The 24,769-nt window shown below is 60.0% G+C and carries 19 protein-coding genes; 7 read left to right on the top strand and 12 right to left on the bottom strand.

All coding sequences use genetic code 11. The features are described 5' to 3' along the window. Positions 1-8 precede the first annotated feature (8 nt). The 4 genes from ACQ4WO_RS15185 to mnmG all read right to left on the bottom strand — a co-directional run bounded on the left by ACQ4WO_RS15185 (position 9) and on the right by mnmG (position 4,479). The gene (locus ACQ4WO_RS15185) at positions 9-896 is read right to left on the bottom strand and encodes a ParB/RepB/Spo0J family partition protein (protein ID WP_436482173.1); all 888 of its coding nucleotides are present in this window, start codon (positions 894-896) and stop codon (positions 9-11) included. 64 nt (positions 897-960) lie between these two features. Beyond that, complete coding sequence (locus tag ACQ4WO_RS15180) at positions 961-1,731, bottom strand: ParA family protein (RefSeq protein ID WP_034752687.1); 771 nt, start codon at positions 1,729-1,731, stop codon at positions 961-963. A 157-nt stretch (positions 1,732-1,888) separates the two neighbouring features. Further along, positions 1,889-2,533, bottom strand: coding sequence for a 16S rRNA (guanine(527)-N(7))-methyltransferase RsmG (gene rsmG / locus ACQ4WO_RS15175; protein ID WP_436482172.1), 645 nt, complete (start codon positions 2,531-2,533; stop codon positions 1,889-1,891). Next, the gene (gene mnmG / locus ACQ4WO_RS15170; protein ID WP_436482170.1) at positions 2,530-4,479 is read right to left on the bottom strand and encodes a tRNA uridine-5-carboxymethylaminomethyl(34) synthesis enzyme MnmG; all 1,950 of its coding nucleotides are present in this window, start codon (positions 4,477-4,479) and stop codon (positions 2,530-2,532) included. The genes rsmG and mnmG overlap by 4 nt, the downstream gene beginning before the upstream one ends. A gap of 328 nt (positions 4,480-4,807) precedes the next feature. Here mnmG and ACQ4WO_RS15165 point away from each other — a divergent pair, with 328 nt between their 5' ends. The 4 genes from ACQ4WO_RS15165 to ACQ4WO_RS15150 all read left to right on the top strand — a co-directional run bounded on the left by ACQ4WO_RS15165 (position 4,808) and on the right by ACQ4WO_RS15150 (position 7,578). Further along, on the top strand, positions 4,808-5,128 hold the full coding sequence (locus tag ACQ4WO_RS15165) for a DMT family transporter (protein WP_319992000.1): 321 nt from the start codon (positions 4,808-4,810) through the stop codon (positions 5,126-5,128). Positions 5,129-5,139: 11 nt separating this feature from the next. After that, complete coding sequence (locus ACQ4WO_RS15160; RefSeq protein ID WP_139092060.1) at positions 5,140-5,499, top strand: NADH-quinone oxidoreductase subunit A; 360 nt, start codon at positions 5,140-5,142, stop codon at positions 5,497-5,499. Between the two features lie 85 nt (positions 5,500-5,584). Continuing rightward, complete coding sequence (locus ACQ4WO_RS15155; RefSeq protein WP_436482168.1) at positions 5,585-6,742, top strand: iron-containing alcohol dehydrogenase; 1,158 nt, start codon at positions 5,585-5,587, stop codon at positions 6,740-6,742. Positions 6,743-6,786: 44 nt separating this feature from the next. Continuing rightward, entirely contained in the window at positions 6,787-7,578 is a 792-nt protein-coding gene (locus ACQ4WO_RS15150; RefSeq protein WP_436482167.1) for an EAL domain-containing protein, read from the top strand. Positions 7,579-7,624: 46 nt separating this feature from the next. Here ACQ4WO_RS15150 and ACQ4WO_RS15145 read toward each other — a convergent pair whose 3' ends face one another. The 7 genes from ACQ4WO_RS15145 to ACQ4WO_RS15115 form a co-directional block, all read right to left on the bottom strand. Next, entirely contained in the window at positions 7,625-9,679 is a 2,055-nt protein-coding gene (locus ACQ4WO_RS15145; protein WP_436482365.1) for a 3-hydroxybutyrate oligomer hydrolase family protein, read from the bottom strand. Between the two features lie 82 nt (positions 9,680-9,761). Beyond that, entirely contained in the window at positions 9,762-10,742 is a 981-nt protein-coding gene (locus ACQ4WO_RS15140) for a branched-chain amino acid ABC transporter permease (protein WP_034752665.1), read from the bottom strand. A 31-nt stretch (positions 10,743-10,773) separates the two neighbouring features. Beyond that, the gene (locus ACQ4WO_RS15135) at positions 10,774-11,658 is read right to left on the bottom strand and encodes a branched-chain amino acid ABC transporter permease (RefSeq protein WP_034752662.1); all 885 of its coding nucleotides are present in this window, start codon (positions 11,656-11,658) and stop codon (positions 10,774-10,776) included. Positions 11,659-11,817: 159 nt separating this feature from the next. Further along, entirely contained in the window at positions 11,818-13,026 is a 1,209-nt protein-coding gene (locus tag ACQ4WO_RS15130; RefSeq protein ID WP_034752659.1) for an ABC transporter substrate-binding protein, read from the bottom strand. Between the two features lie 76 nt (positions 13,027-13,102). After that, positions 13,103-13,831, bottom strand: a complete 729-nt coding sequence (locus ACQ4WO_RS15125) for an ABC transporter ATP-binding protein (RefSeq protein WP_034752656.1) — start codon at positions 13,829-13,831, stop codon at positions 13,103-13,105. Then, positions 13,831-14,601 carry an ABC transporter ATP-binding protein gene (locus ACQ4WO_RS15120; protein ID WP_436482166.1) on the bottom strand — a complete coding sequence of 257 codons (771 nt, stop codon included), beginning with the start codon at positions 14,599-14,601 and terminating at the stop codon, positions 13,831-13,833. The genes ACQ4WO_RS15125 and ACQ4WO_RS15120 overlap by 1 nt, the downstream gene beginning before the upstream one ends. A gap of 143 nt (positions 14,602-14,744) precedes the next feature. Further along, positions 14,745-16,370, bottom strand: coding sequence for a GMC family oxidoreductase (locus ACQ4WO_RS15115; protein ID WP_436482165.1), 1,626 nt, complete (start codon positions 16,368-16,370; stop codon positions 14,745-14,747). 1,482 nt (positions 16,371-17,852) lie between these two features. On the opposite strand from ACQ4WO_RS15115, the gene ACQ4WO_RS15110 reads away from it, so the two are divergent. Next, entirely contained in the window at positions 17,853-18,611 is a 759-nt protein-coding gene (locus ACQ4WO_RS15110) for a 5'-methylthioadenosine/adenosylhomocysteine nucleosidase (RefSeq protein WP_436482364.1), read from the top strand. 75 nt (positions 18,612-18,686) lie between these two features. Here the strand turns inward: ACQ4WO_RS15110 and putA are convergent, their stop codons facing one another. After that, positions 18,687-22,340: a trifunctional transcriptional regulator/proline dehydrogenase/L-glutamate gamma-semialdehyde dehydrogenase gene (gene putA / locus ACQ4WO_RS15105; protein WP_436482164.1), complete on the bottom strand. Its 3,654-nt coding sequence runs from the start codon at positions 22,338-22,340 to the stop codon at positions 18,687-18,689. Between the two features lie 207 nt (positions 22,341-22,547). Here putA and ACQ4WO_RS15100 point away from each other — a divergent pair, with 207 nt between their 5' ends. After that, complete coding sequence (locus ACQ4WO_RS15100) at positions 22,548-23,003, top strand: Lrp/AsnC ligand binding domain-containing protein (protein ID WP_010393827.1); 456 nt, start codon at positions 22,548-22,550, stop codon at positions 23,001-23,003. Positions 23,004-23,207: 204 nt separating this feature from the next. Then, positions 23,208-24,767: a methyl-accepting chemotaxis protein gene (locus ACQ4WO_RS15095; RefSeq protein WP_436482163.1), complete on the top strand. Its 1,560-nt coding sequence runs from the start codon at positions 23,208-23,210 to the stop codon at positions 24,765-24,767. Positions 24,768-24,769: the final 2 nt, after the last annotated feature.

Below are 24,769 nucleotides of genomic sequence, written 5' to 3'. Positions count from 1 at the left end.
CTTGCTATTTAACCACGCAAGCGGGTCAACAAACCATCGAGTACGTCAAGATCGGCAAAATCAATCACCAATTGGCCACGGCCCTTGTTCCCCATCTTGAACACCACGGGCGTGGCCAGCGCATCGGACAGCTCTTCTTCCAGGCGCGCGATGTCGCCGGACTTTTCCTTTTGCCGCGGCTCGACCGGGTGGGCCGCTTCCTCGACCGTGCGGGTAACGAGCTTTTCCGTTTCGCGCACGGACAGGCGCTTGGCCACGACCTGGTTCGCCAGGGTGATCTGGCTGGCCGCATCGACGGCCAGCAGCGCGCGCGCATGGCCCATGTCGATATCGCCGGCCATCAGCATGGTTTGCACGGGAGCGGCCAGGTTCATCAAACGCAACAGGTTCGACACGGCGCTGCGCGAGCGTCCCAGCGCAGTGGCCGCTTGCTCATGCGTAAAACTGAAGTCGGCGATCAGGCGGTGAATGCCCTGCGCTTCTTCCAGGGGATTGAGGTCTTCGCGCTGGATATTCTCGATCAGCGCCATGGCCGCGGCGGCCAGGTCGTCCACATCGCGCACCAGCACCGGCACTTCCGTCAGGCCGGCCAGTTGCGAGGCGCGGAAACGGCGTTCGCCGGCGATGATTTCATATTTGACAAGTCCGCTCAAGGTGTCTTGCCCGATCGGGCGCACCAGGATCGGCTGCATCAGCCCTTGCGCCTTGATCGAGGCGGCCAGTTCATTCAAGGCCCCCTCGTCCATGCGCGTGCGCGGCTGGTATTTGCCCGCTTGCATTTGCGACACGGGCAAGTTCGACGGTTGATTCGTGTCCGGACTGGCGAAGTCGCCACCACCGCCGCCCAACAGGGCGTCGAGTCCGCGACCTAGTCCTTTTAATTTTTTCGTAGCCATGCTGTCCTAATCGTGTTTTCAGAGTAAGCGCTCACACCATATTGTGCAGACGCTCGCCCCTTGTTTACATATGTTTGATGCGTTCGACCATCTCGGCGCCGAAGGCGATATACGCCTGGGCACCTTTCGAGCTGGGGTCGAAGGTCACGCCGGGCAAACCGTACGACGGCGCTTCGGCCAGGCGCACGTTGCGCGGGATGATGGTATTGAACACCTTGTCGCCGAAGTGCTGTTCCAACTGGGCCGATACTTGTTGTGATAATGTCATGCGTGGATCGAACATCACGCGCAGCAAGCCGATAATCTTCAGATCCGGGTTCAAGTTCGCATGCACCTTCTTGATGGTGTTGACCAGGTCGGACAAGCCTTCCAGCGCGTAGTACTCGCACTGCATCGGGATGATCACGCCATGCGCGGCGCACAGGCCGTTCAGAGTCAGCATCGATAAGGCCGGTGGGCAATCCACTAATATGAAATCGTATTCGCCGTCCACTTCGGCCAGTGCATCCTTCAGGCGGCGTTCGCGGTTGTCGAGCTCGACCATCTCCACTTCCGCGCCGGCCAGTTCGCGGTTCGACGGCAGGACGTCGAAGCGCCCCGCTTCCGAACGCTGGCGTGCCGTCTTGACATCGGATTCGCCCAGCATGACTTCATAGGTCGACGCCTTCAGACCGGCCTTGTTGATGCCGGCGCCCATGGTCGCATTGCCCTGCGGGTCGAGGTCGACCAGCAGCACGCGCTGGTTCAACTTGGCCAGACCGGCGGAGAGGTTGACGCTTGTTGTGGTTTTACCAACACCACCCTTTTGATTTGCTACACAAAAAATTTTGGCCATGTATCTTCTAATTGTAAAGAGATGCAAACTTCATCATGCGCCCCGGCATCCTGCCGAAACGATTTATACTGTTTATTTTATTTATACGATATAAATCGTTTATACGGTTTATATTATTTATACCGTATAAACTGTTTATATTATTTATTTTCGACTTTCAAATTCTTGCTATAAAGACCAGATGACGCTCTGCATTTAGCCCTGGCACCTGGATTGCTCGTAATTCCGTTACGTTCCAGTCCGCCGGCAGTCGCTCGCGCTCGTCTGGCGGTGCCACCCCTTTTAAGGCGATGAATTGCCCGCCCTCGGCCAGCACGTGGTTCGACCAGTTGACGAAGTCGGACAGGTCGGCAAAGGCGCGCGAGGTGATCACGTCGAATTTCTGCTGCACTTCCAGCTGTTCCACCCGTTTCGTGTACACGGTGACGTTGCTCAGTCCCAGTTCGGCCTTCACTTGCGTCAAGAATGCCGTCTTTTTATGCACAGTGTCGATCATCGACACCTTGATATCGGGCCGCGCGATGGCCAGGACCATGCCCGGCAAGCCGCCGCCCGCGCCCACGTCGAGCACATTCTTGGCATCCGCGAACGCCGGTACGGCGGCCAGCGAATCGAGCACGTGCAGGGTCAGCATTTGCAGGGGATCGCGCACCGACGTCAAGTTGTACACGCTATTCCATTTGGCCAGCAAGGCCAGGTAATCGAGCAGTTTTTCCGTCTGATCCGCGCTCAGGTCCAGCCCCAGCGCGGCGATACCTTCGTTCAAAATGGGGGCCAATGCGGCCCGGTCAAACTGCTTCATTCAACAACCTCGTCCTTTAAAGTGGTGGTCTGTATTTCGGCCTGACCTGCACCAAAGCCGCGCTTTTTCAGGTGCACCAGCAGCAGCGAAATGGCCGCCGGCGTCACGCCCGAAATGCGCGATGCCTGGCCCAGGGTTTCCGGGCGCTGCTTGTCGAGTTTTTGCCGCACTTCGACCGACAGTGCGCCGATATCGAGGTAATTGAAACCTTCTGGCAAGGCCAGGTTTTCATAGTGTTCATGGCGCTCGATTTCCTTGCTCTGGCGCTCGATATAGCCCGCGTATTTGAGCTGGATTTCCACCTGTTCGCGCACGGCCGCATCCTCCACGCCGGGGCCGGCCAGGGCCTGGCCTTCCATGCCCGTCATGCTCATCAAAGTGTCGTAGGCGACGTTCGGGCGGCACAGCAGGTCCGCCAGCGAGTACTCGCGTTCGATGGCCTGGCCCACGATGCGTTCCGATTCGGCGGCCGCCAGGATGCGCGGATTGACCCACGTGGAACGCAAGCGCTGCAGTTCCAGCGCCACCGCTTCACGCTTGGTCTCGAACGCTTGCCATTGGGCGTCGCCCACGCAGCCCAGAGCGCGGCCGATTTCCGTCAGGCGCATGTCGGCATTGTCTTCGCGCAGGCTCAAACGGTACTCGGCGCGGCTGGTGAACATGCGGTACGGTTCCTGCACGCCCTGGGTGATCAGATCGTCGACCAGCACGCCCAGATAGGCCTCGGAGCGGCCCGGTACCCAGGCTTCCTTGTCCTGCGTCAGCAAGGCCGCATTCAGGCCCGCCAGCATGCCTTGCGCGGCCGCTTCCTCGTAGCCGGTGGTGCCATTGATCTGGCCGGCGAAGAACAGGCCGGCGACGGCCTTCGTTTCCAGCGATGCTTTCAAGCCGCGCGGATCGAAATAATCGTACTCGATGGCGTAGCCAGGGCGCAGGATGTGGGCGTTTTCCATGCCCTTCATCGACTGCACCAGGGCGATCTGCACGTCGAACGGCAGGCTCGTGGAAATGCCGTTCGGATAGAACTCATGCGTCGTCAAGCCTTCCGGTTCGAGGAAGATCTGGTGCGATTCCTTGCCCGAGAAACGGTGGATCTTGTCTTCGATCGACGGGCAATAACGGGGGCCCACGCCCTCGATCACGCCCGTGTACATGGGGCTGCGGTCAAGGCCGGCACGGATGATGTCGTGCGTCTGGCTATTCGTGTGCGTGACCCAGCACGGTACCTGGCGCGGGTGCATGGCCGTGTTGCCCATCACGGAGAACACGGGCACGGGATCGAGGTCGCCCGCCTGTTCCTGCATGACGGAAAAGTCGATCGTACGGCCATCGATGCGCGGCGGCGTGCCCGTTTTCAAACGGCCCTGCGGCAGTTTCAGCTCTTTCAAGCGGGCCGACAACGAGATGGCTGGCGGGTCGCCAGCGCGGCCAGCCGAATAATTATTCAGGCCCACGTGGATCTTGCCGTCGAGGAAAGTACCGGCCGTCAGCACGACGGCGCGCGCAAGAAACTTCAGGCCGATCTGCGTCACGGCGCCGACGACCCGGTCGCCTTCGACGATCAGGTCATCGACCGCTTGCTGGAACAGCCACAGGTTAGGCTGGTTTTCCAGGCGCGTGCGGATGGCGGCCTTGTACAAAATACGGTCGGCCTGGGCGCGCGTGGCGCGGACTGCCGGGCCTTTCGAGGAATTCAGGATGCGAAACTGGATGCCGGATTCGTCGGTGGCAATCGCCATCGCGCCGCCCATGGCATCGACTTCCTTGACCAGATGGCCCTTGCCGATGCCGCCGATGGAGGGGTTGCACGACATCTGGCCCAGTGTCTCAATATTATGCGTGAGCAATAGCGTCTTCTGCCCCATACGGGCGGAAGCGAGGGCCGCCTCGGTACCGGCGTGACCACCGCCGACAACGATGACGTCGAATTCTGTAGGAAATAACATGATAAATAGGTAACAGTGCAAGTAAAAATGCGGGAAGAGAGCTCCGATTATAGAGTCTTTTTGCAAGCGCAACCTTCCACGGGCCAATTTTTGCTTAATTTTTACTCAGCAAGGGCAAGTCAGCGGCGATTTTTGTTTCACGTGGAACACGCAGCGGTGCCAGGACAGGCCCCGCGTTGGGGCTGCGGCATCCGGCAATGTTTGCTACAATTGCCGCATCGTCCGCATCCGTGGCCACGTCTGTGGCCATCGTGACGATCATCCAGGAGGACGGCCTCCCCCATCATGGGAACACACCGGGACGGCCCGCTCTGTATAAGGAGCCGCCATGGCCTGGATACTATTACTCATTGCCGGCATGTTTGAAGTCGTGTGGGCATACTCAATGAAACTCTCCGAGGGTTTCACCAAACTCACTCCCTCCGTCCTTACCATCGTCATGATGATCGCCAGCTTCGGCTTGCTGTCGCTGGCCATGCGCACCCTGCCCTTGGGCACGGCCTATACGATCTGGACGGGCATCGGCGCCGTCGGCGCCTTTATCGTCGGCATCGTTTTTCTGGGCGAGCAAGTCAACACCCTGCGCGTGTGCGCCGCCGTCCTCATCGTGTGCGGCATCGTGCTGATGAAACTGTCGTCCAGCCACTGAGAGGAATCCCCATGCTCCTCGAAAACTATTTTCCCGTTCTGCTGTTCATTCTGATCGGCATCCTCGTCGGTATCGTGCCCATGCTGCTGGGACGCGCGCTCGGTCCGCACAAACCGGATGCACAAAAACTGTCGCCGTACGAATGCGGCTTCGAAGCATTCGGCGACGCGCGCATGAAGTTCGACGTCCGCTTCTATCTGGTCGCCATTCTGTTCATCCTGTTCGATATCGAAGTCATCTTTCTGATGCCGTGGGCGGCCAATGTCAACGAACTGGGCCTGGTCGGTTTCTGGGCCGTCATGGGCTTTCTCGCCGTGCTGACCATCGGACTAGTCTATGAGTGGAAGAAAGGCGCGCTGGACTGGGAGTAAGCGACGGATCTGGTTCCACGTGAAACAGGCGCGGGGCTGGAAAGCGGAGTAAGCTTGGCTTCTGTCCTTACTGTCAGGAGTCTGCATGTCCGCCTTCCAGTTTCGCACCGTGCCGCATCTGATCGTTGAACCGGGCGCCGCCGCCCAACTGGGCACGCACATCGCCCACCACTTCCCCACCGTACGCCGCGCCCTGCTCGTCACCGATGCGGGCTTCTTGCGCACGGGTCTGGCCGACGCCTCCCGGCACAGCTTGCAGGCGGCCGGCATCGAAGTCCACGTCTTTTCCGACGTGCAAGCCGATCCGCCCGAAGCCGTCGTACTGGCCGGCGTGGCCCAGGCGCAGATGTTTCACGTGGAACTGATTATCGGCCTCGGTGGCGGCAGCTCGCTGGACGTGGCCAAGCTGATCGCCTTGCTGGCGCCAGGCCACCAAGAACTGGCGCAACTGTATGGCATCGGTAATGTTCACGGCCAGCGCCTGCCCCTCGTGCAATTGCCGACCACGGCCGGCACGGGCTCGGAAGTGACGCACATCGCCATCGTCACCACAGGCGCCACCAGCAAGATGGGCGTGGTCGCGCCGCAACTGTATGCGGACCTGGCCATCCTCGACGCCAACCTGACCCTGGGTTTGCCGCCCGCCGTGACGGCCGCCACCGGCATCGATGCCATGGTGCATGCGATCGAAGCGTACACCAGCCACCTGCTGAAAAATCCCTTGTCCGACATGCTGGCCACACAAGCGCTGTCGCTACTCTCCAATAACCTGGTCACCGCCTGCCGCGATGGCGCCAACTTGCCGGCGCGCCAAGCCATGCTGCTGGGCGCCATGCTGGCCGGCCAGGCGTTTGCGAACGCGCCCGTGGCCGCCGTGCATGCGCTCGCCTATCCCATCGGGGGACTGTTCCACGTGCCACACGGCTTGTCGAATGCACTGGTGCTACCGCACGTGCTGCGTTTTAATCTATCCCACGCAGCGCCCCTGTATGCGCAACTGGCCACCATCCTGCAGCCCGGCATCGCGGGCAGCGAGGAAGCGCGGGCCGTGGCCCTGATCGAGGCCATGCAGGAAATCGCCGTGGCCACGGGCATCGCGCGCACCCTGCGCGAGGTGGGCATCGCAGCCAGCGACCTGGACCGCCTGGCCGATGAAGCCATGCTGCAGACGCGCTTGCTGGGCAACAATCCCCGGCCCGTCACGCGCGCCGACGCGCGCGCCATCTATGCGGCCGCACTGTGAGCCAGCAGACGGAGTCCGCCACCCCACCCTGCTACACTGCCGCCATGACGCCTCCCGACATTCCCATCCATCCCGACAGCACCAGCTTTCCATACGGTGCCTGTGCGGGCTGCCACGACAGCGCGCCGCTGCCGTTCGCCTTCGAGTATGCGTATCAGCCCATCGTCGACCTGACCACGCGCAGCATTTATGCGCACGAGGCGCTGGTGCGCGGCCCCAACGGCGAAAGCGCGGCCAGCGTGCTGGCGCAAGTCAACGACGACAACCGCTACCGCTTCGACCAGGCCTGCCGCGTCAAGGCGGTGGCCGGCGCTGCAAGGCTGGGTATGCAGGGATTTCTGTCGATCAACTTCCTGCCCAACGCCGTCTACCGTCCTGAAGTGTGCATCCGCAGCACCCTGGAAGCGGCCAAGCTCCATCGCTTCCCTACCGACAAAATCATCTTTGAAGTGACGGAAGGCGAACGCGTGCAAGACCGGCCCCACCTGGTCGAGATCTTCCGCGCGTACCGGCGTTTCGGTTTCCAGACGGCCATCGATGATTTCGGCGCCGGCTATGCGGGCTTGAACTTGCTGGCCGAATACCAGCCCGACATCATCAAGATCGACATGGACCTGGTGCGCGGCATCGATACGCACACGCCGCGCCAGGCCATCGTGCGGGCTATCGCCAGCCTGTGCCGTGAACTCGGTATCCGGGTGCTGGCCGAAGGCATCGAGACGCGCGCCGAGCGCGATTTTCTTTCCGGCTGCGGCATTTCCCTGATGCAGGGCTACTGGTTTTCCAAGCCAGTCTTCCAGGGACTGGGCCACATCGCCGAGTCGGCCTGGGAATAAAAACGGCCACGTGAAACGTGGCCGCAAGTTCCACAGACGCTACAGCCTAGTTGGGAATATCGACGACAGTGCCCGCCACACTGATGACATTGCCGGGCGCCGGCGCCGTGGCGATCGCTGGCACGTTGACATTCGTGATCAGGGTCGACGCATCGGCACGCGTCACCGTGCGTACCACCTGCGATGGCGGCAAGGCTTGCTTGGCATTCAAGTGCGCATACATGGCGTCCAGCGCCCGGTTCAGGTACACGTGCAGCGGCACGATCAGGGTCGGCAAGGCGCTGCTGAAGGAATCGAAATGGTTGGCGTTGGTCACCTCGATATAGCGCAGCTGGCTATTACCCCCTTCCATGGCGGCGTTAAGTCCCACGTAAGCGCGCGACGCGTGATTGACGGGAATCAGGGTATCGCTGCGCCCGTGCACGATGATGGCTGGTTTGCCATTCAATTTGCCGCTGGCCGCGACCTCGGCCACGCCCGCCCGCACGCGCACGCTTTGCGTGGCCAATGTCCCTTGCAAGTTGGCGCCGCTGACGGTGTCGCGCCCCGTCGCCAGGCTGCGCAGGCACAGGAAGCCGTCGAGCGACTGGTCCGCCAAGCTGCTCGACGGCGACACGCCGGCCGTGTACACCTTGGCGCCGCCCACGCTGTTCTCGTACACGACATTGCCGAGGATGCCGTTTTGCGCGGCAAAGCTGGCCGCCTTTTGCACCGACGTGAACGCGATCGGATTGCCGCTGCCATCCGTCTGCGCAAACGTGAAACCGCACACTTTATCGGTCACGGAGAATTTGCCGTAGGCATACGCATACGTGACGGCCACGAGGATGTTCGTGCCCGCATGTGCTGCCTGCAGCGGATCGGAGTCGGACAACCAGCCATACGTGCGCAAGCGCTGCCTGGCGTCCGCCTGCTGAGCCGCCAGGTCGGCGCCGTTCAATAGCCCCTTGGCGACGAGCGCCGTGCAGCGCCCCGCATTGCCGACCACCGAGGCGATGCACGGCTGATACAGGGCCGCATAGGTAGCGTAGTCGAACAGCGCACGGCCGGGATTGGCCACCACCGCCCCACCCTGGCGCACAGTGTAGGCGCTCGATGCCGCCGGCTGGACTTGCGGCTCGCTGGCCGCCACGCCGCTGATCAAGCCCTTGCTATCCTGCTCCGCCGCCAGCAAGGCCGAGCCGGCGCCGTTCGAAATGCTCGAGGCGATCGTGATGGTGTTCTTCGGCGTCAGCCGCACGATGCGCGAACTGCCGTCGCGGGCCAGCACGCCATAGCGCTCGTTCAACACGTAATACGCCATCTCGACGGCCTGCAAGGTCACCTTGCCCCAGTCCTTCTCGGGGTTCTGCTGCGAGTGCGCATGCTTGAAGGCGATGCGGTTCGGATTGCTACCAGCCCAGGCCAGCCGCTCGGCGTCGCTCAGGTCCGGTGCGAAGAGCGCATTCTTGCCGGCGGCCACCCTGCCCGCGCGCAGGCCGTTCTGCAGGTTGACGCTGTCGTCTTCAAACACATACAAGCCCGTGCCGGAACCCTTGTCCGCATACGCCACGGCGCAGCCTTTTTTCAAGCCCCATTCACCGGAGCTGCCGATGGCGCCGTAGATGCCGCGCGAGCCGCTCGACGTGCCGGTGACGATGCAGGCATGGTCAGGGTCGAAGCTGGCCGGCACCTGCACCATCAAGGTGACGTTCTTCTTGCCCGTGCCATCGTCGGCATAGGCGATGTATTCACTGCCCGCGACCAGGCCCTCGCCCGTGCCCGCGTTGCCGGACGCATCCACGTTCGGTCCGTACAGGGAGCCGTAGCCGCTGTTGGCGGCAATGTCGAGCACGGCACGGTAATTGGCGTAGATGGCATTGCGGCGCAGTTCAAGCGGCGTCGGCTGTTCCACGTTCGCATACGCGGGAGTTGCTCCCGCCAGCCCCGTCTTGCCAAGGCCAGCCGTGAGCAGATCGTTCGTCTTGCCGTCGTAGTCGGCCCGCGTGATGGTACCCAGGTAGCCGGGTATCTGGTTCAGTTCTTCCGGCGCATGGTTGCTGCCGCAGGCTGCCAACACCAGCACGGTGCACAGACTGCTCCCCGCGCGCGTGATCGTCATTTGCATGGTGGTACTCTCCGTTGAAGTAACAGTGGACGCACAATGAAAAACGCCGGACGATCCGTCCGGCGTTGCTTGAAAATCAGACCGCGGCTTTGGCAGCCCTGCCGCCGAAGCGCGCGATGGCTTCGCCGACGATGCCGCGCCGGAACATCAGCACGCAGATGACGAAGATCACGCCCGTCACCATGCCCACCGATTCGCCCAAGGTGCCGAACCACTCGATGCCCGTGTGCGTGGCCAGGTAGGTACCAACATCGCCCAGCTTGTTTTCCAGCGCAATGATCAGCACGGCGCCGAGGATCGGGCCGGACAAAGTGCCCATGCCGCCCACCAGGGTCATCAGCACGACCAGGCCCGACATGCCCCAATAGACATCGGTCAGGGTTTCAAAGCCCAGTACCAGGGTCTTGGTGGCGCCGGCCAGCGCAGCCAGAGAAGCGGACAACACGATGGCCATCAGCTTGTACTTGTTGACGTCGTAGCCGAGCGAGATGGCGCGCGGTTCGTTTTCCTTGATCGCCTTGAGCACTTGGCCGAACGGCGAGTGGATGGTGCGCACGATCAGGGCGAAGCCGGCAACAAAGATGGCCAGCACGACATAGTACAAGACGGTGTCATTGCCCAGGTCTATCGTTCCCAGCAAGGTTCCACGTGGAACACCCTGCAAGCCATCCTCACCGCCTGTGAACGGCAGTCGCAAGGCCAGGAAGTACACCATCTGCGCCAGCGCCAGGGTGATCATCGTAAAGTAGATGCCTTGGCGGCGGATCGCCAGGCCGCCGATCACCAGGCCCAGCAAGGCACCCGTAGCGACACCAGCCAGCAAACCGAGTTCCGTTGGCCAGCCCCAGGTGCGCAGCGCGTAACCGGTGACATAGCCCGCGCCGCCGAAGAAGGCCGCGTGACCGAACGACAGCAAACCCGTATAGCCGATCAGCAAGTTGAAAGCGCAGGCAAACAGGGCGAAGCACAGCAACTTCATCAGGAAGACGGGATAGCCGTAAAACGGGGCCGCCAACGCCAGCAGCAGGGCAATGGCGTAGCCTACATTCTTATTCATCGTGGTAGCTCCAATACATGACTGATGAGGATTACTTTTCTTTGCCGAACAGGCCGGCGGGACGCAGCAGCAACACGATGACCATCACCACGAACACCACGGTGGCCGAGCCTTCCGGGTAGAACACGCGGGTCAGGCCCTCGATCACGCCCAAGCCCAGGCCTGTCAAGATGGAGCCCATGATGGAACCCATGCCGCCAATCACCACCACGGCAAACACGACGATGATCAGGTTCGAGCCCATCAGCGGCGAAACCTGGATGATCGGCGCCGCCAGCACGCCGGCAAAACCGGCCAGCGCCACGCCGAAACCGAACGTCAACGTCACCATCAGCGGCACGTTGATGCCGAACGCTTCCACCAGTTTCGGGTTTTCCGTGCCGGCCCGCAGGTAGGCTCCTAATTTGGTTTTTTCGATGACGAACCAGGTGGCCAGGCATACGGAGAGCGAAGCGATCACGACCCAGGCGCGGTAGTTCGGCAAGATCATGAAACCGAGGTCCGTCGCGCCGGCCAGCGCTTCGGGCACGGCATACGGCTGGCCCGAGACGCCATAGAACGAGCGAAACACGCCTTCCATGATCAGGGTGATGCCGAAGGTCAGCAGCAAGCCATACAGGTGGTCGAGTTTATACAGCCAGCGCAGCATGGTCTTTTCGATCAGGATGCCGACCAGGCCGACGAGGATCGGGGCGATGACCAGCATGGCCCAGTAATTGATGTCGAAATAGCTGAGGCCCATCCAGGCCAGGAAGGCGCCCATCATGTACATGGCGCCGTGCGAGAAATTAATAACGTTAAGCAAGCCGAAGATGACGGCCAGACCGAGGGACAACATGGCATAGAACGAGCCGTTGACGAGACCCAGCAGCAGCTGGCTCATCATCGCTTGTATTGGAACGCCGAAAATTTCCATGGCATCACAGTATAAAAAGCACCGCCGGATAGCGGTGTGGTATCAAGGGAAACGCGCCGCCGCAAACGGGTGCGGCGGCGCAAGGCGAACCCTGCGGGCGAAGCATGCAGGACAGAGCGCCCGCGCGCAGGCGGGCACTCTGTGGAGGTTGCTACAGCGTTACTTCCACAGCGAACACTTCGACTCGGCCTTGGTCACATACGCTTGCGCGCCGGGCACGGTGGCGACCACCTTGTAGTAATCCCATGGGTATTTCGACTCGGACGGTTTCTTCACTTCCATCAAATACATATCGTGCACCATGCGGCCATCGGGACGCACTTCGCCGTTCTGTGTGAACATGTCGTTGATCTTGGTCTTTTTCAGGTAGGCCATGACCTTCTCGGTGTCATCCGTACCGATCGCCTTGACGGCTTTCAGGTAGTTGGCGGCCGCCGAATAGTCGGCTGCCTGCAGCATCGATGGCTCCTTCTTCATCTTGGCGAAATAGCGTTTCGACCAGGCGCGCGTGTCCGCATTCAAGTCCCAGTACCAGCCATCCGTCAGGTACATGCCCTGCGTCAGGTTCAGGCCCAGCGAATGGATGTCATTGATGAAGATCAGCAAGCCGGCCAACTTCATGGACTTCGTCAAACCGAACTCGTTGGCCGCCTTGATGCTGTTGATGGCGTCGCCGCCGGCATTGGCCAGGCCGAGGATTTGCGGCTTGGACGATTGCGCCTGCAGCAGGAAGGAAGAGAAATCCGAAGCGCCCAGCGGATGCTTGACGCTGCCCAGCACCTTGCCGCCGGCCGCCTTGACGACCTCGGCCGTGTCTTTTTCCAGCGAGTGGCCGAACGCATAATCTGCCGTCATGAAATACCAGTTCTTGCCGCCCTGCTTGACGATGGTGCCGCCCGTACCGCGCGCCAGCGCTACCGTATCGTAGGCGTAATGGACTGTGTAAGGTGTGCACTCTTCATTCGTCAGGCGCGAGGAGCCGGCGCCGATGGCGATGAAGATTTTTTTCTTTTCCGCCGCGACCTTGGCCATGGCCAGGCTGGCGCCGGAATTGGTGCCGCCGATCAGCATGTCGACGCCCTGCTGGTCGAACCATTCGCGCGCCTTCGAAGCGGCGATGTCGGCCTTGTTTTGATGGTCGGCGGAAATGAATTCCACCTTTTTTCCGGCCAGTACCACGCCGGCATCGGCGATCGCCATCTTGATGGCTTCCGCGCCGCCGAGGCCGTCGACGTCGGAATACACGCCCGACATGTCGGAAATAAAACCGATCTTGATGGTGTCGCCCGATACCTGGGCGTGCGCGGCGGCGGAAAAGCCCAATGCGCAAAGAGTGGCGGTGGCAATGGCGATAGCGTTACGTTTCATGGTGTCTCCGTTGGGATTATTGTTTGCTATTCAGACGATTGCTGGTCGATGACGAGTAAAACACACTACATGGGGACTACACGCCAAGCAGCTCGGTCAATACCGGCATCTTGGCCTCCAGTTCGGATGCAGCAAAAGTCTCGACGATCTGACCGTGCTCCATCACATAAAACCGGTCCGCCAGCGGCGCGGCAAACCGGAAATTCTGTTCCACCATGACAATGGTGTAGCCCTTCGCTTTCAGGGTGGTAATCATGCGCGCCAGCCCTTGCACGATAACGGGCGCCAGGCCTTCGGATATTTCATCGAGCAGCAGCAGGCGCGCGCCCGTGCGCAGGATGCGCGCCACGGCCAGCATCTGCTGTTCCCCGCCCGACAGGCGCGTGCCTTGGCTGTGGCGGCGTTCCTGCAAGTTCGGGAACATGGCGTAGATTTCCTCCACCGACATGCCCTTCTCGCCGCTGGCCAGGGTCGGCGGCAGCAGCAGGTTTTCCTCGGTCGACAGCGAGGAAAAAATACCGCGCTCTTCGGGACAATACCCGATGCCCAGGTGGGCGATTTTGTGCGTGGCCAAACCTATCGCTTCGACGCCATTGACTTTGATGGAGCCCGTGCGTGCGCCCGTCAGCCCCATGATGGCGCGCAAGGTGGTCGTGCGGCCGGCACCGTTGCGGCCCAGCAAAGTGACCACTTCACCCTGCGCCACTTTCAGGTTCACGTCGTGCAGGATGTGCGATTCGCCATACCAGGTGTGCAGTTGCGTAATTTCCAGCGCGGGTGCGCCGCCATTCACTTGTGTCGCCATCAATGCGCCCCTTCCAGTTCCGCGTGGGTGGTGCCCATGTACGCTTCCATCACTTGCGGATTGTGCGACACTTCCGCGTAACTGCCTTCGGCCAGCATGGCGCCGCGCTGCAGGACGGAAATCTTGTCGCAGATGCCAGAGACCACGCTCATATTGTGTTCCACCATCAAAATCGTGCGGCCGGCCGACACTTTTTTAATCAGTTCCGTCACGCGGTGCACGTCTTCGTGGCCCATGCCCTGCGTCGGTTCGTCGAGCAGCATCATTTCCGGCTCCATCGCCAGGGTGGTGGCAATTTCCAGCGCCCGCTTGCGCCCGTACGGCATGTCGACCGTGATGGTGTCGGCAAACTCCGTCAGGTCGACTTCGGCCAGCAAGGCCATGGCGCGGTCGTTGAGCTGGTTTAATGCCCGTTCGCTTTGCCAGAAGTGGAACGAGGTTCCCAGCTGGCGCTGCAGGCCGATACGCACATTCTGCAGCACGGATAAATGGGGGAAGACGGCGGAAATCTGGAAGGAACGGATCACGCCCATGCGCGCGATCTGGGCCGGTTTGGCGGCCGTGATATCTTTCCCATTGAACAGGATCTGTCCGGAAGTGGGGACCAGGAATTTGGTGAGCAAGTTAAAGCACGTGGTCTTGCCGGCGCCGTTCGGGCCGATCAAGGCGTGGATATGGCCGCGCTCTACCTTCAGGTTCACGTCGCTCACAGCGGTGAAACCCTTGAATTCCTTGGTCAAATTTCTTGTTTCCAAGATTACGTTTGACATCGTGTCTCCTAGTTGTACTTTTTGTACTACTTAGTCATTTTTATAATACACAACTTAAATTTAACGCACAATACAGTATAACTACGGGGATTTTTCACCGGCCCGAATGGCGCAAACTCGCGCCTTTGCCCAGTAATTTCCAGCTATTTCCAAGCCGCGTGTATCATTTGCGCCGCTTTTTCCGCGATCATCACCGTGGGCGAGTTCGTGTTACCAGAAGTAATGTACGGCATGATCGAGGCATCGACGACGCGCAGGCCCGCCACGCCGATCACGCGCAACTGGCTGTCGACCACGCTCGAGGCCTCGCTGGCCAGTCCCATGCGGCAAGTGCCCACCGGGTGGAAGATGGTGGTGCCGATCTGGCTGGCCGCCTGCGCCAGTTCTTCCTGGCTCTGGAATTGCATGCCAGGCTTGTATTCTTCCGGCGCAAATTTTTTCAGGGCCGGTGCGGCGGCGATGGTCCGTGTCAGGCGCAAGGCGTCGGCCGCCACGGCGCGGTCCTGCTCCGTACTGAGATAATTGGGCATAATCTTTGGCACCGCATAGCTGTCGGCCGATGCGATCTGCACGTGACCACGCGACGTGGGACGCAAATTGCAGACGCTGGCCGTAAACGCGGGAAACGCGTGCAAGGGTTCGCCGAATTTGTCGAGCGACAAGGGCTGCACGTGGTATTGCAGGTTCGGCGTGGCTTGCTGCGGATCGGACTTGGCGAACGCCCCCAGCTGCGACGGCGCCATCGACATGGGCCCGCTCTGGAACAGTGCATATTGCAAGCCGATCTGCATCTTGCCCAGCATATTGCCCGCCATGATGTTCAGCGTTTTCACGCCCTGCACTTTAAAGACCATGCGCAGCTGCAGGTGGTCCTGCAAATTGCCGCCCACGCCAGGAGCGTCCAACACGGGCGCGATGCCATGCTGCTGCAGCAAGGCGGCCGGGCCGATGCCGGACAATTGCAGCAATTGCGGCGAACCGATGGCGCCCGCCGTCAGCAAGGTTTCCCGCTTGGCCGTCGCTTGCCACTGCGTGCCGCCGCCCGTAAACACGATGCCCGTGCAACGGGGTCCCGACTCCGAAGTCCCTATCAACAGGCGTTCCACGTGGCAGCCCGTCATGATGGTCAAATTCGGGCGGCGCGATGCCGGTTTCAAAAATGCTTTCGAGGTATTCCAGCGGATGCCGCGGCGCTGGTTGACGTCGAAATACGCGCTGCCGCTATTGTCGCCGCCATTGAAATCGCTGGTTTTCGGGATGCCGACCTGCTGCGCCGCATCGCGAAACGCGTTCAGGATATCCCATGACAGCCGCTGTTTTTCCACTCTCCACTCGCCGCCCACGCCATGGTTTTCCGAGGCGCCGCCGTAATAATCCTCGCTTTGCTTAAAGAGCGGCAAGACTTTGTCCCAGCGCCAGGAAGCGTCGTCCGTCAGGTCGGCCCAGTGGTCGTAATCGCCGGCCTGGCCCCGCATATAGATCATGCCGTTGATGGAAGAACTGCCGCCCAGCACTTTTCCGCGCGGATAGATCAGGCTGCGCCCGCCCAGTCCCGCGTCCGCCTGCGTGGAATACAGCCAGTCCGTGCGGGGATTGCCGATGCAATGCAGATAGCCGACAGGGATGTGGATCCACACATAGTCATCCTTGCCGCCCGCTTCCACGAGCAAAACATTGGCGTCCTTGTCCCGTGTGAGCCGGTTGGCCAGCACGCAACCTGCCGTGCCGCCGCCCACGATGATGTAGTCGTATTCGCCTGCCGATTCCAATGAAGCTCCTTTCGGTATGCCATCAAGCTGTCGCGCGGCGTATCTCCTCGCCGCGTTCCGCTACCAGAGTCTGTCTTTCTTCATGCATGCATGGCTGCTGAGCCGCCTTGAGATTACCACCAGTGCCGGGCCAGGGCGACATTAATCGTTGCCTGGGATACGAACAAGCGTCACGGCAAGGTAAAAAAGCATCAAAAGCAGGGGCTGCAAGCTGTGGATAACCGTATGGATATCCACAGGGACGATATGTGTGTAAACGAAAAAATTTTTCAGCGGCTTTTTTTTGTCCAGAAACCGTCCCAGGCAGATACAACCTTTACTCAGCGCTTATCCGCACGCCAAGCGATTGTTTACAAGGATAAATCGGGACTTATCCACAGAAGATGCCGCCGTTAACTACTATTACTATTCTTGTATACGAACTTGTTAAGGTAAACCCGACAACGCACGCTTTGCCTACCCTACGCCTTAGCGAACCTTCACAAGCCCGTCTTCAAAAACCCAGGCAGCAGCGTTGGCTGACAAAAAAAAATCGCGCCAACAACTGAGCGACGAAAACCGGCACGGCCAGCATCACGCAGACAGCACTGCCAAACCGTTTTGCAAAATGGAAACGTCAACAGACCTGAGCAGGCACAGTGCCAGCAGGCGGTTCGATGTCGAAAAAAGGGGAATGTGAGACGATTGTGGATAAGTCACTTGATATCCACAGGATGACTTGTGCGTAAACACGAACTTTTGCACAGGTCCGCATTTTATACAATTTTGCTCCTCGCGTGATACAGCGATTATGCACGCTTTATTTTGCGTGTAAACGATTGATTCTGTTGAAAAAAAGCGACTTATCCACAGAAAAAAACGCGTTTACTATTACTACTATTTTTATATATATAGATCTATTGTAAACCGACAAAAAAAGCGGAAGTCCGGGGATATTTCCAAAAAGCACGCAACACCGTCAAAAAAAAAGCCAACGGCGACATCGCGACCCACTTCCAAACCGTCTTCCAGGAATCAACTGAACGCTCACGTCAATGAGAGAACAACGTTCGTAGTCGCTCACTGTTGATTGCCAGACATGGGGCTATGCAGACGAAGCACTTCAAACATGCCACTACAGCAAGAAAAACCGCGATTTTTGCGTGCCGGTGTGGATAAGTGCCTGCATATCCACAGGATGAGATGTGGGAAAAGTCGATCTTTGTCCACAAGCCAATTTTTATCCCAAACAAGTCCTCCGTGGATACAATGCTTGTGCGCCTACTTTTTTGTGCGCTAAGTCGATGATTTTTCAATGGTATACCGGCTTATCCACAAAAAAATGGCCGTTTACTATCACTACTATTTTTATGTATACATCTTTATTTAAAACACAGAGACAAATGCGAACAGTGGAAAAGTCGCCGAAACGGCTGTTTTCACCATATAAACCGTTTTGCAATTCAAAAAACCTGTAAAAACAGCATGCATACACATCAAAAAATGCGTTTAGGCATCATCAGTGCCTTGCACGAAGAACAGCAGGGGCTGGTAGAAGCCATGCAGAGCCCCCAGAGGCATTCGCACGGCATGCGCGACTACACCCTGGGAACCCTGTGGAATATCGACGCTGTGTGCGTCCTGTCGCGTCTGGGCAAGGTTGCCGCCGCCATGACAGCTTCTATCCTTGTGGAAAAGTACGGAGTTACCCACATCGTCTTTACCGGCGTGGCCGGCAGTGGGGATAAACACGTGAAAGTCGGCGATATTGTCGTGGCCGAATCGCTGTTGCAGCACGATATGGACGCTCGTCCCTTGTTTCCCCGTTTTGAAGTGCCATTGACGGGCCTGCAGCGCTTTGCCACGGACTTGGAACTGAGCACGCAACTGGCTGGCGCCGCGGAAGATTTCCTGCGTGACGATGTGTCCAGCGTACTCAAGCCGGCAGATATCGCGGCATTTGGCTTGCAGCACGTGCGAGTGCACCGCGGCTTGATCGCCAGCGGCGACCAGTTCATCAGCAGCGCCGCGCATCTGAACCAGCTCAAAGTAGATATCCCCGACCTGCTGGCCGTGGAAATGGAAGGCGCCGCCGTGGCGCAAGTGTGTTTTGAGCTGGGCGTGCCGTTTACCGTCATGCGCACCATTTCCGACAACGCCAACGAAGAGGCGGCCGTCGACTTCATGCGTTTCGTGCAAACCGTCGCCTCGCCGTATGCGTTTACGGTGATCCAGCAATTGTGCCAGCGTCTGGCTGGCTGATTTTTTATCCAGCTGGCATAAAAAAAGGGCAGAACCACTGGTTCTGCCCTTTTGCGTTGACTGCCTGCTTAAATGTTAGACACTGAGCATCATCAGGCTGGCATTCCCACCGGCCGCTGTCGTATTCACGCACAGCGCCCGCTCAGCAACCAGGCGCCACAGGGGGATGGCACCGTCCTGCGTGGTTGCAATCGTGGCCACCAGGGGCCCTTCCCGTGCCGCCAGCAGCGGTTTGAGCTGGCCATCGAGGCCAGGTTCGATCATGGCGATCTGGAAATCATGCTTGACCGACTCCAGGTTCGTAATGATCTGGATGCGGTCTTTCAGTGCGGCCGGCAAGTCGCCCGGGATCAGCTCCGGCGCTTGCGCCAGCACCAGAGCCTGGTTACCGGTGGCCAGGACGGCGGCCAGCTGGTTCATCAGCGTGCCGGACGTGGCGGCCGCGCACAGAATCGTGCCGCGCGCGGCAAAGCTCAGGGTATTGCGCTCGCCTGTCGGGCCTGGCAAGACGGTGGTGCTGCCCAGCAAGGTGGTGCGTGCGTATTCCTGCGCCAGTTGCTCGACCTTGTCGTGGCCATGCATCTTTGCCCACACGGTCAGCGCATCGAGTGCTGGCGGCGCCTGGCGCTGGTGCTGCGCGCCGGCTGGCGCATTGCGCTGCAGGCGTTTCAGGTACAGGGGGCCGCCCGCCTTGGGGCCGGTGCCTGATTTGCTTTCGCCGCCGAACGGCTGCACGCCGACGACGGCGCCGACGATGTTGCGGTTCACATAAATATTGCCCACATGCGCGCGCTTGGTGATGAAATCGATCGTTTCATCGATGCGCGTATGGATGCCCAGGGTCAGGCCATAACCGCTGTCATTGATCGATTGCACCAGTTGCGGCAGCTCGGACCGCTTGTAGCGGATTACGTGCAGCACGGGGCCGAAGACTTCCTGCGTCAATTGCGCCAGCGACTTGATTTCCAGCACGGTCGGGGCGACGAACGTGCCTTTGACGGTCGGCAAATCGAGCGAATAATGGTCGATGGCCATGGTTTTCATCTTGTTGATGTGCGCCAGCAAGTTACCTTGCGCTTCCGCATCGATGACGGGACCGATATCGGTCGCCAGGCGGTCAGGATTGCCGACGCGCAATTCCTGCATGGCGCCCTTGAGCATGTGGATGGTTTTGTCGGCGATTTCCGCTTGCAGGAACAGCACGCGCAAGGCCGAGCAGCGCTGGCCGGCGCTGTCAAAGGCGGACGACATCACGTCTTGCACCACTTGCTCCGGCAAGGCGGACGAATCGACGATCAGGGCATTCTGGCCACCCGTTTCGGCGATCAGGGGAATGTCGATGCCTTCGGCCACGGCGCGCGCGGCCAGGTTGCGGTTGATCAATTGCGCCACTTCCGTCGAGCCCGTGAAAATCACGCCTTTCACGCGTGCGTCATTGCACAGGCCGGCGCCAACGACCTCTCCGCTACCGGGCAAGAATTGCAGCGCGCCGCGCGGTACGCCCGCCGCGTGCAGCAATTGCACGGCGCGGTGGGCGATCAGCGGCGTTTGCTCGGCCGGCTTGGCCAGTACCACGTTGCCTGCGGCCAGGGCGGCGGCCAGCTGGCCCGTAAAGATGGCCAGCGGGAAGTTCCACGGGCTGATGCAGGTGACGGGACCGAGCGCCAGGGTGTTTGGCGCGTGTTCCACCTGCGCCGCGTAGTAGCGCAGGAAGGCGACGGCTTCGCGGATTTCCGCGATTGCGTTCGGCAGGGACTTGCCCGCTTCGCGCACGGCCAGGGCCATCAGCTCGATGTGGTGTTCCTCGAACAGGTCGGCCGCGCGCAGCAACGCTTGCGCGCGGATCGACGGTTCTGTTGTTTGCCAATCCATGGCGTAGGCGCTGGCGCTGGCCAGGGCTGTTTCCACGTCGGCCGGACCGGCTTCCATGACCTTGCCCACGACATCGTCGTGCTGGGCCGGATTGTGCAGCATATGCGTGGGGCCATTCAGGCTGACGGCGCCATCGATCAGCGGCGCTGCCTGCCATGTCTGCTGTTGCGCCAGGCCCGTGGCCAGCGTGCGCAAAGTATCTTCATTCGACAGGTCCAGGCCGGCCGAGTTCCTGCGTTCGCTGCCAAACATGTCCAGCGGCAGCGGAATCGACGGATGCGGCAAGCCGCCCTGCAGGCGCGCCTGCTCGAGCGGATCGCGGATCAGGCTATCGATGGCCACGCTTTCGTCGACGATCTGGTTGACGAACGAGGAGTTGGCGCCGTTTTCCAGCAGGCGGCGCACCAGGTAGGCCAGCAGGGTTTCATGCGAGCCGACGGGCGCGTAGATGCGGCACGGCTTGTCGAGATTCTCGGGGCCGACGACCTGGTCGTACAGGGTTTCACCCATGCCGTGCAGACACTGGAATTCGTAGTCGGTAATGCCGTCGCGTTTCGCCCAGGTATAAATGGTCGACAGGGTTTGCGCGTTGTGCGTGGCAAATTGTGGATAGATCAGGCTGCTGGCGGCCAGCAGTTTTTGCGCACACACGAGGTAAGAGACGTCCGTGTAGACCTTGCGCGTGTAGACGGGATAGCCTTCCTGGCCGTCGACTTGTGCGCGTTTGACTTCCGCATCCCAATACGCGCCCTTCACCAGGCGCACCATGAACTTGCGGCCGCTGCGGTGCGCCAGGTCGATCAGGAAATCGATGGCGAACGGGCAGCGTTTTTGATACGCCTGCACCACGTAGCCGATGCCGTCGAAGCCGGCCAGATCCGCATCGAAAGCCAGTGCTTCCATCAGGTCGAGCGACAATTCCAGGCGGTCCGTTTCTTCCGCATCGATGTTGAAGCCGATGTTGTACTGTTTGGCGAGCAACAGCAGGGCTTTGACTTTTGGCAGCAATTCTTCCATGACGCGGGCGCGCTGGGCGCGGCTGTAGCGCGCATGCAGGGCCGACAGTTTCACGGAAATGCCGGGACCGTTGCGGATGCCGCGGCCGTTCGACGCCTTGCCGATGGCGTGGATTGCCGTTTCGTACGAGGCGTAGTAGCTGGTCGCATCCTGCTGCGTCAGGGCCGCCTCGCCCAGCATGTCGTAGGAGTAGCGGTAGCCGCGCGTTTCATTCTCGCGGCTGTTTTTCAACGCTTCCTCGATGGTTTGGCCTGTAACAAACTGGTTGCCCAGCATGCGCATGGCCAGGTCGACGCCCTTGCGGATCAGTGGTTCGCCGCCTTTGGCGATGAGCTTGGTCATGGCCGAACCGAGGCCCGATTCGCTGCTGGTACTGACCAGTTTGCCCGTAATCAGCAAACCCCAGGTGGCCGCGTTGACGAACAGCGACGGCGATTCGCCCAGGTGTTTCTTCCAGTCACCCTTGCTGATTTTGTCGGCGATCAAACGGTCGGCTGTCTGACTGTCGGGTATACGCAACAGCGCTTCAGCCAGACACATCAATGCAACACCCTCTTCCGACGATAGCGAGAACTCGTGCATCAGTGCATCGACGCCGGACGCGCGTGTGCGTTTTTGGCGCACGTTCGAGACCAGGCGGTGCGCCAGCGCTTGTCCTTCGGCCGTCGTTTCGGTGCTGCTGGGGCGCACTTGTTGCAACAGCCACTGCACGGCGGAAACCTCGTCGCGCCTATAGGCAGCGGTGATGGCGGCGCGTTGTGGAGTCGCTTCGGGCAGGATTTCTGCCTGGAACGCAGCAAAAGGAATCGGGGTAAAAGCCGAGGGGCCTGCAGGGTGCATAAGTGCTCTTTACAAGGAAAAAGGGGACGAAAACTGACGTAATTCTTGCTCTTTTTTGGTGCAAAAAAATACAGAAAGTCGGACGTTAAGATGATTCGATTGTAAAGGGGATTCTTATGGATTAATTCTGGTAATACAGGGGACTAGCAATAGATAGTTTTTGATGCGACAATTTAACCAAATAATATTAATTTGGGGGTGATGGAAATGCTGGACAAGATCAGTAAGAAAATCCTGATGGAATTGCAGAGCGATGGACGCATCAGCAATGTGGAGCTGGCCGCGCGCGTGAACCTGTCGCCGGCCGCTTGCCTGGAGCGCGTGCGCAAGCTGCACGAATCCGGTTACATCATGGGCTATACGGCCCAGTTGAACCCGCAGCTGCTCGACGTTTCGCTGCTAGTGTTCATCGAAGTGGTGCTCGATCGCACGACACCGGAAGTGTTCGACGCCTTCAAGCATAGCGTACAAATCATTCCAGAGGTACTGGAATGTCATATGGTCGCTGGCGGTTTCGATTACCTGGTCAAGGCGCGCGTCAAGGATATGGCCGCTTACCGCGAATTCCTGGGCAAGACGCTGTTGCAGAAAGGTGTGCGGGAAACCCACACTTATGCCGTCATGGAAGAGGTCAAAAACACCACCAAATTGCCAATTAAGTGACCCTGGTGTAGCCGTCCCGTTTTTCTGATTGAGCTATCGGAACAAATGTTGTAGGGTAGAACTACAATTCTGCTATCCGGTAGCCGGCCTGAAAACGACGCGCAGACGTTGTGTTCAGGGTGCAAGGTGGGCAATCGTGCCCATCCGCATACGGCCACAGCACGTCCCTCCAGGGACGTGACGGGTTCGCGCAGCGGGGGACAAATGAAGCAGTTGCAGCATCAGCTGATGCGTTTCTTTGTATTCACGATCCTGGCAATGGCCGTGGCCTGTTGCCTGGCCTATCTGCTGCTGCTGTTGGGCGGCGACCATCCTTATTTGATTGCCTGCGTGGCCGCCGCCATCGGCGCCGCGCTGCTGGCGTTTGCCGGCCGTCCGCGTGGCGAACCGGGTTTGCACCAGTTCGCCGACACGGTGGGCAATGCCATCGATGCCATCATGATCGGTGCGGCGGAAACCTCGTATTTTGTCGATTCCGTCAAACAGAAGGTGGAACTTGATGTCCGCACGGCCAGCGACATTGCCGACAGTTCTGTACAAAATGCCGCGATGACGGAAAAGATCGCCGCCAATGCGGAACGGGCCGCCAAGGTAGCGGCCGGCGTGCGCGTGGAAAGCGTGGCGGCGCGTGCCGAAGTGGACCAGGGCTTGCGCCGCATCAATACGGCACGCGAGGAAGCGCAAGGCGCGTCCAGCACCATGCTGAGTCTGCAAGAAAAATCCAAACGCATCACGGGCTTTACGGAAGCCATTTCCGATATTTCCGCGCGCACCAACTTGCTGGCGCTGAACGCCGCCATCGAAGCGGCCCGTGCCGGCGAACATGGCCGCGGTTTTGCCGTCGTGGCCGGTGAAGTGCGGCAATTGGCGCAGCGCACCAAGGAAGCTTCCGATGAAATCAGCGTCATGGTGCGCGAAATCAATGAACAGTCGGAAAAAGCCGCGCGCGGCATGAGTTCGCTGGCGGCCGGCGTGACGGAAGCGGCGCGCAATGTGGAAAGCGTGCATGCTTCACTGAGCCATATCGAGCAATCGTCGGGCGAATCGGAAGACGAGATCGGGCAAATCGCCCGCGCCTCGCGCGAACACGTCGACACGACGCAAGTGATCGCCGACGCCATCTTGCAAATCCGCGACAGCATGCTGTCGACGAATGCCGAATTGCCGCGCGCCACGCAATCGGCCATGGCCCTGGCCGAGCGGGCCGAAGTGATCGCCGGCGCCCTCGGTGAATCGAGCGTGGCCACGCCGCATGACGAGATCCGCGAGGCGGCCCAACGCGCCGCGCGCGAGGTGGGCAAACTGTTCGAGCAAGCGATCGCGTCGGGCCGCATCACGCGCGAAGCCCTGTTCGACCGCCACTACCGCCCGATTCCCAACACCAATCCGCCCAAGCACAACACGAAGTTCGACGCGTTTACGGACAAGGTGCTGCCCGACCTGCAGGAAGGCGTGCTGGCCGCCCTGCCCCATTTGGCGTATGCGGGCGCCGTCGACAACAATGGCTATTTTCCGACGCACAACAAGAAGTTTTCCCAGCCGCTGACGGGCGACTACGCCACCGATATGGTCAATAACCGCACCAAGCGCATCTTCAGCGACCGCACGGGCAAGCGTTGCGGCAGCAATACCAAGGCCTTCCTGTTGCAGACGTATAAGCGCGACACGGGCGAAGTCATGCACGATTTGTCCGTGCCCATCCACGTCGATGGCAAGCACTGGGGCGGTTTTCGCATCGGTTATCGCTCCAGCAACCACGCATAGCA

Origin of the sequence: Janthinobacterium aestuarii (assembly GCF_051380835.1) — a bacterium.
GTDB classification, from domain to species: domain Bacteria; phylum Pseudomonadota; class Gammaproteobacteria; order Burkholderiales; family Burkholderiaceae_D; genus Janthinobacterium; species Janthinobacterium aestuarii.
Note: the sequence above shows the minus strand (reverse complement) of the source record. Positions and strands in the feature narration are given on the sequence as shown.

Coding starts and splice junctions, on each gene's coding strand:
- ACQ4WO_RS15185 (WP_436482173.1), bottom strand. CDS start 896: ATGGCTACGAAAAAATTAAAAGGACTAGGTCGCGGACTCGACGCCCTG.
- ACQ4WO_RS15180 (WP_034752687.1), bottom strand. CDS start 1,731: ATGGCCAAAATTTTTTGTGTAGCAAATCAAAAGGGTGGTGTTGGTAAA.
- rsmG (WP_436482172.1), bottom strand. CDS start 2,533: ATGAAGCAGTTTGACCGGGCCGCATTGGCCCCCATTTTGAACGAAGGT.
- mnmG (WP_436482170.1), bottom strand. CDS start 4,479: ATGTTATTTCCTACAGAATTCGACGTCATCGTTGTCGGCGGTGGTCAC.
- ACQ4WO_RS15165 (WP_319992000.1), top strand. CDS start 4,808: ATGGCCTGGATACTATTACTCATTGCCGGCATGTTTGAAGTCGTGTGG.
- ACQ4WO_RS15160 (WP_139092060.1), top strand. CDS start 5,140: ATGCTCCTCGAAAACTATTTTCCCGTTCTGCTGTTCATTCTGATCGGC.
- ACQ4WO_RS15155 (WP_436482168.1), top strand. CDS start 5,585: ATGTCCGCCTTCCAGTTTCGCACCGTGCCGCATCTGATCGTTGAACCG.
- ACQ4WO_RS15150 (WP_436482167.1), top strand. CDS start 6,787: ATGACGCCTCCCGACATTCCCATCCATCCCGACAGCACCAGCTTTCCA.
- ACQ4WO_RS15145 (WP_436482365.1), bottom strand. CDS start 9,679: ATGACGATCACGCGCGCGGGGAGCAGTCTGTGCACCGTGCTGGTGTTG.
- ACQ4WO_RS15140 (WP_034752665.1), bottom strand. CDS start 10,742: ATGAATAAGAATGTAGGCTACGCCATTGCCCTGCTGCTGGCGTTGGCG.
- ACQ4WO_RS15135 (WP_034752662.1), bottom strand. CDS start 11,658: ATGGAAATTTTCGGCGTTCCAATACAAGCGATGATGAGCCAGCTGCTG.
- ACQ4WO_RS15130 (WP_034752659.1), bottom strand. CDS start 13,026: ATGAAACGTAACGCTATCGCCATTGCCACCGCCACTCTTTGCGCATTG.
- ACQ4WO_RS15125 (WP_034752656.1), bottom strand. CDS start 13,831: ATGGCGACACAAGTGAATGGCGGCGCACCCGCGCTGGAAATTACGCAA.
- ACQ4WO_RS15120 (WP_436482166.1), bottom strand. CDS start 14,601: ATGTCAAACGTAATCTTGGAAACAAGAAATTTGACCAAGGAATTCAAG.
- ACQ4WO_RS15110 (WP_436482364.1), top strand. CDS start 17,853: ATGCGTTTAGGCATCATCAGTGCCTTGCACGAAGAACAGCAGGGGCTG.
- putA (WP_436482164.1), bottom strand. CDS start 22,340: ATGCACCCTGCAGGCCCCTCGGCTTTTACCCCGATTCCTTTTGCTGCG.
- ACQ4WO_RS15100 (WP_010393827.1), top strand. CDS start 22,548: ATGCTGGACAAGATCAGTAAGAAAATCCTGATGGAATTGCAGAGCGAT.
- ACQ4WO_RS15095 (WP_436482163.1), top strand. CDS start 23,208: ATGAAGCAGTTGCAGCATCAGCTGATGCGTTTCTTTGTATTCACGATC.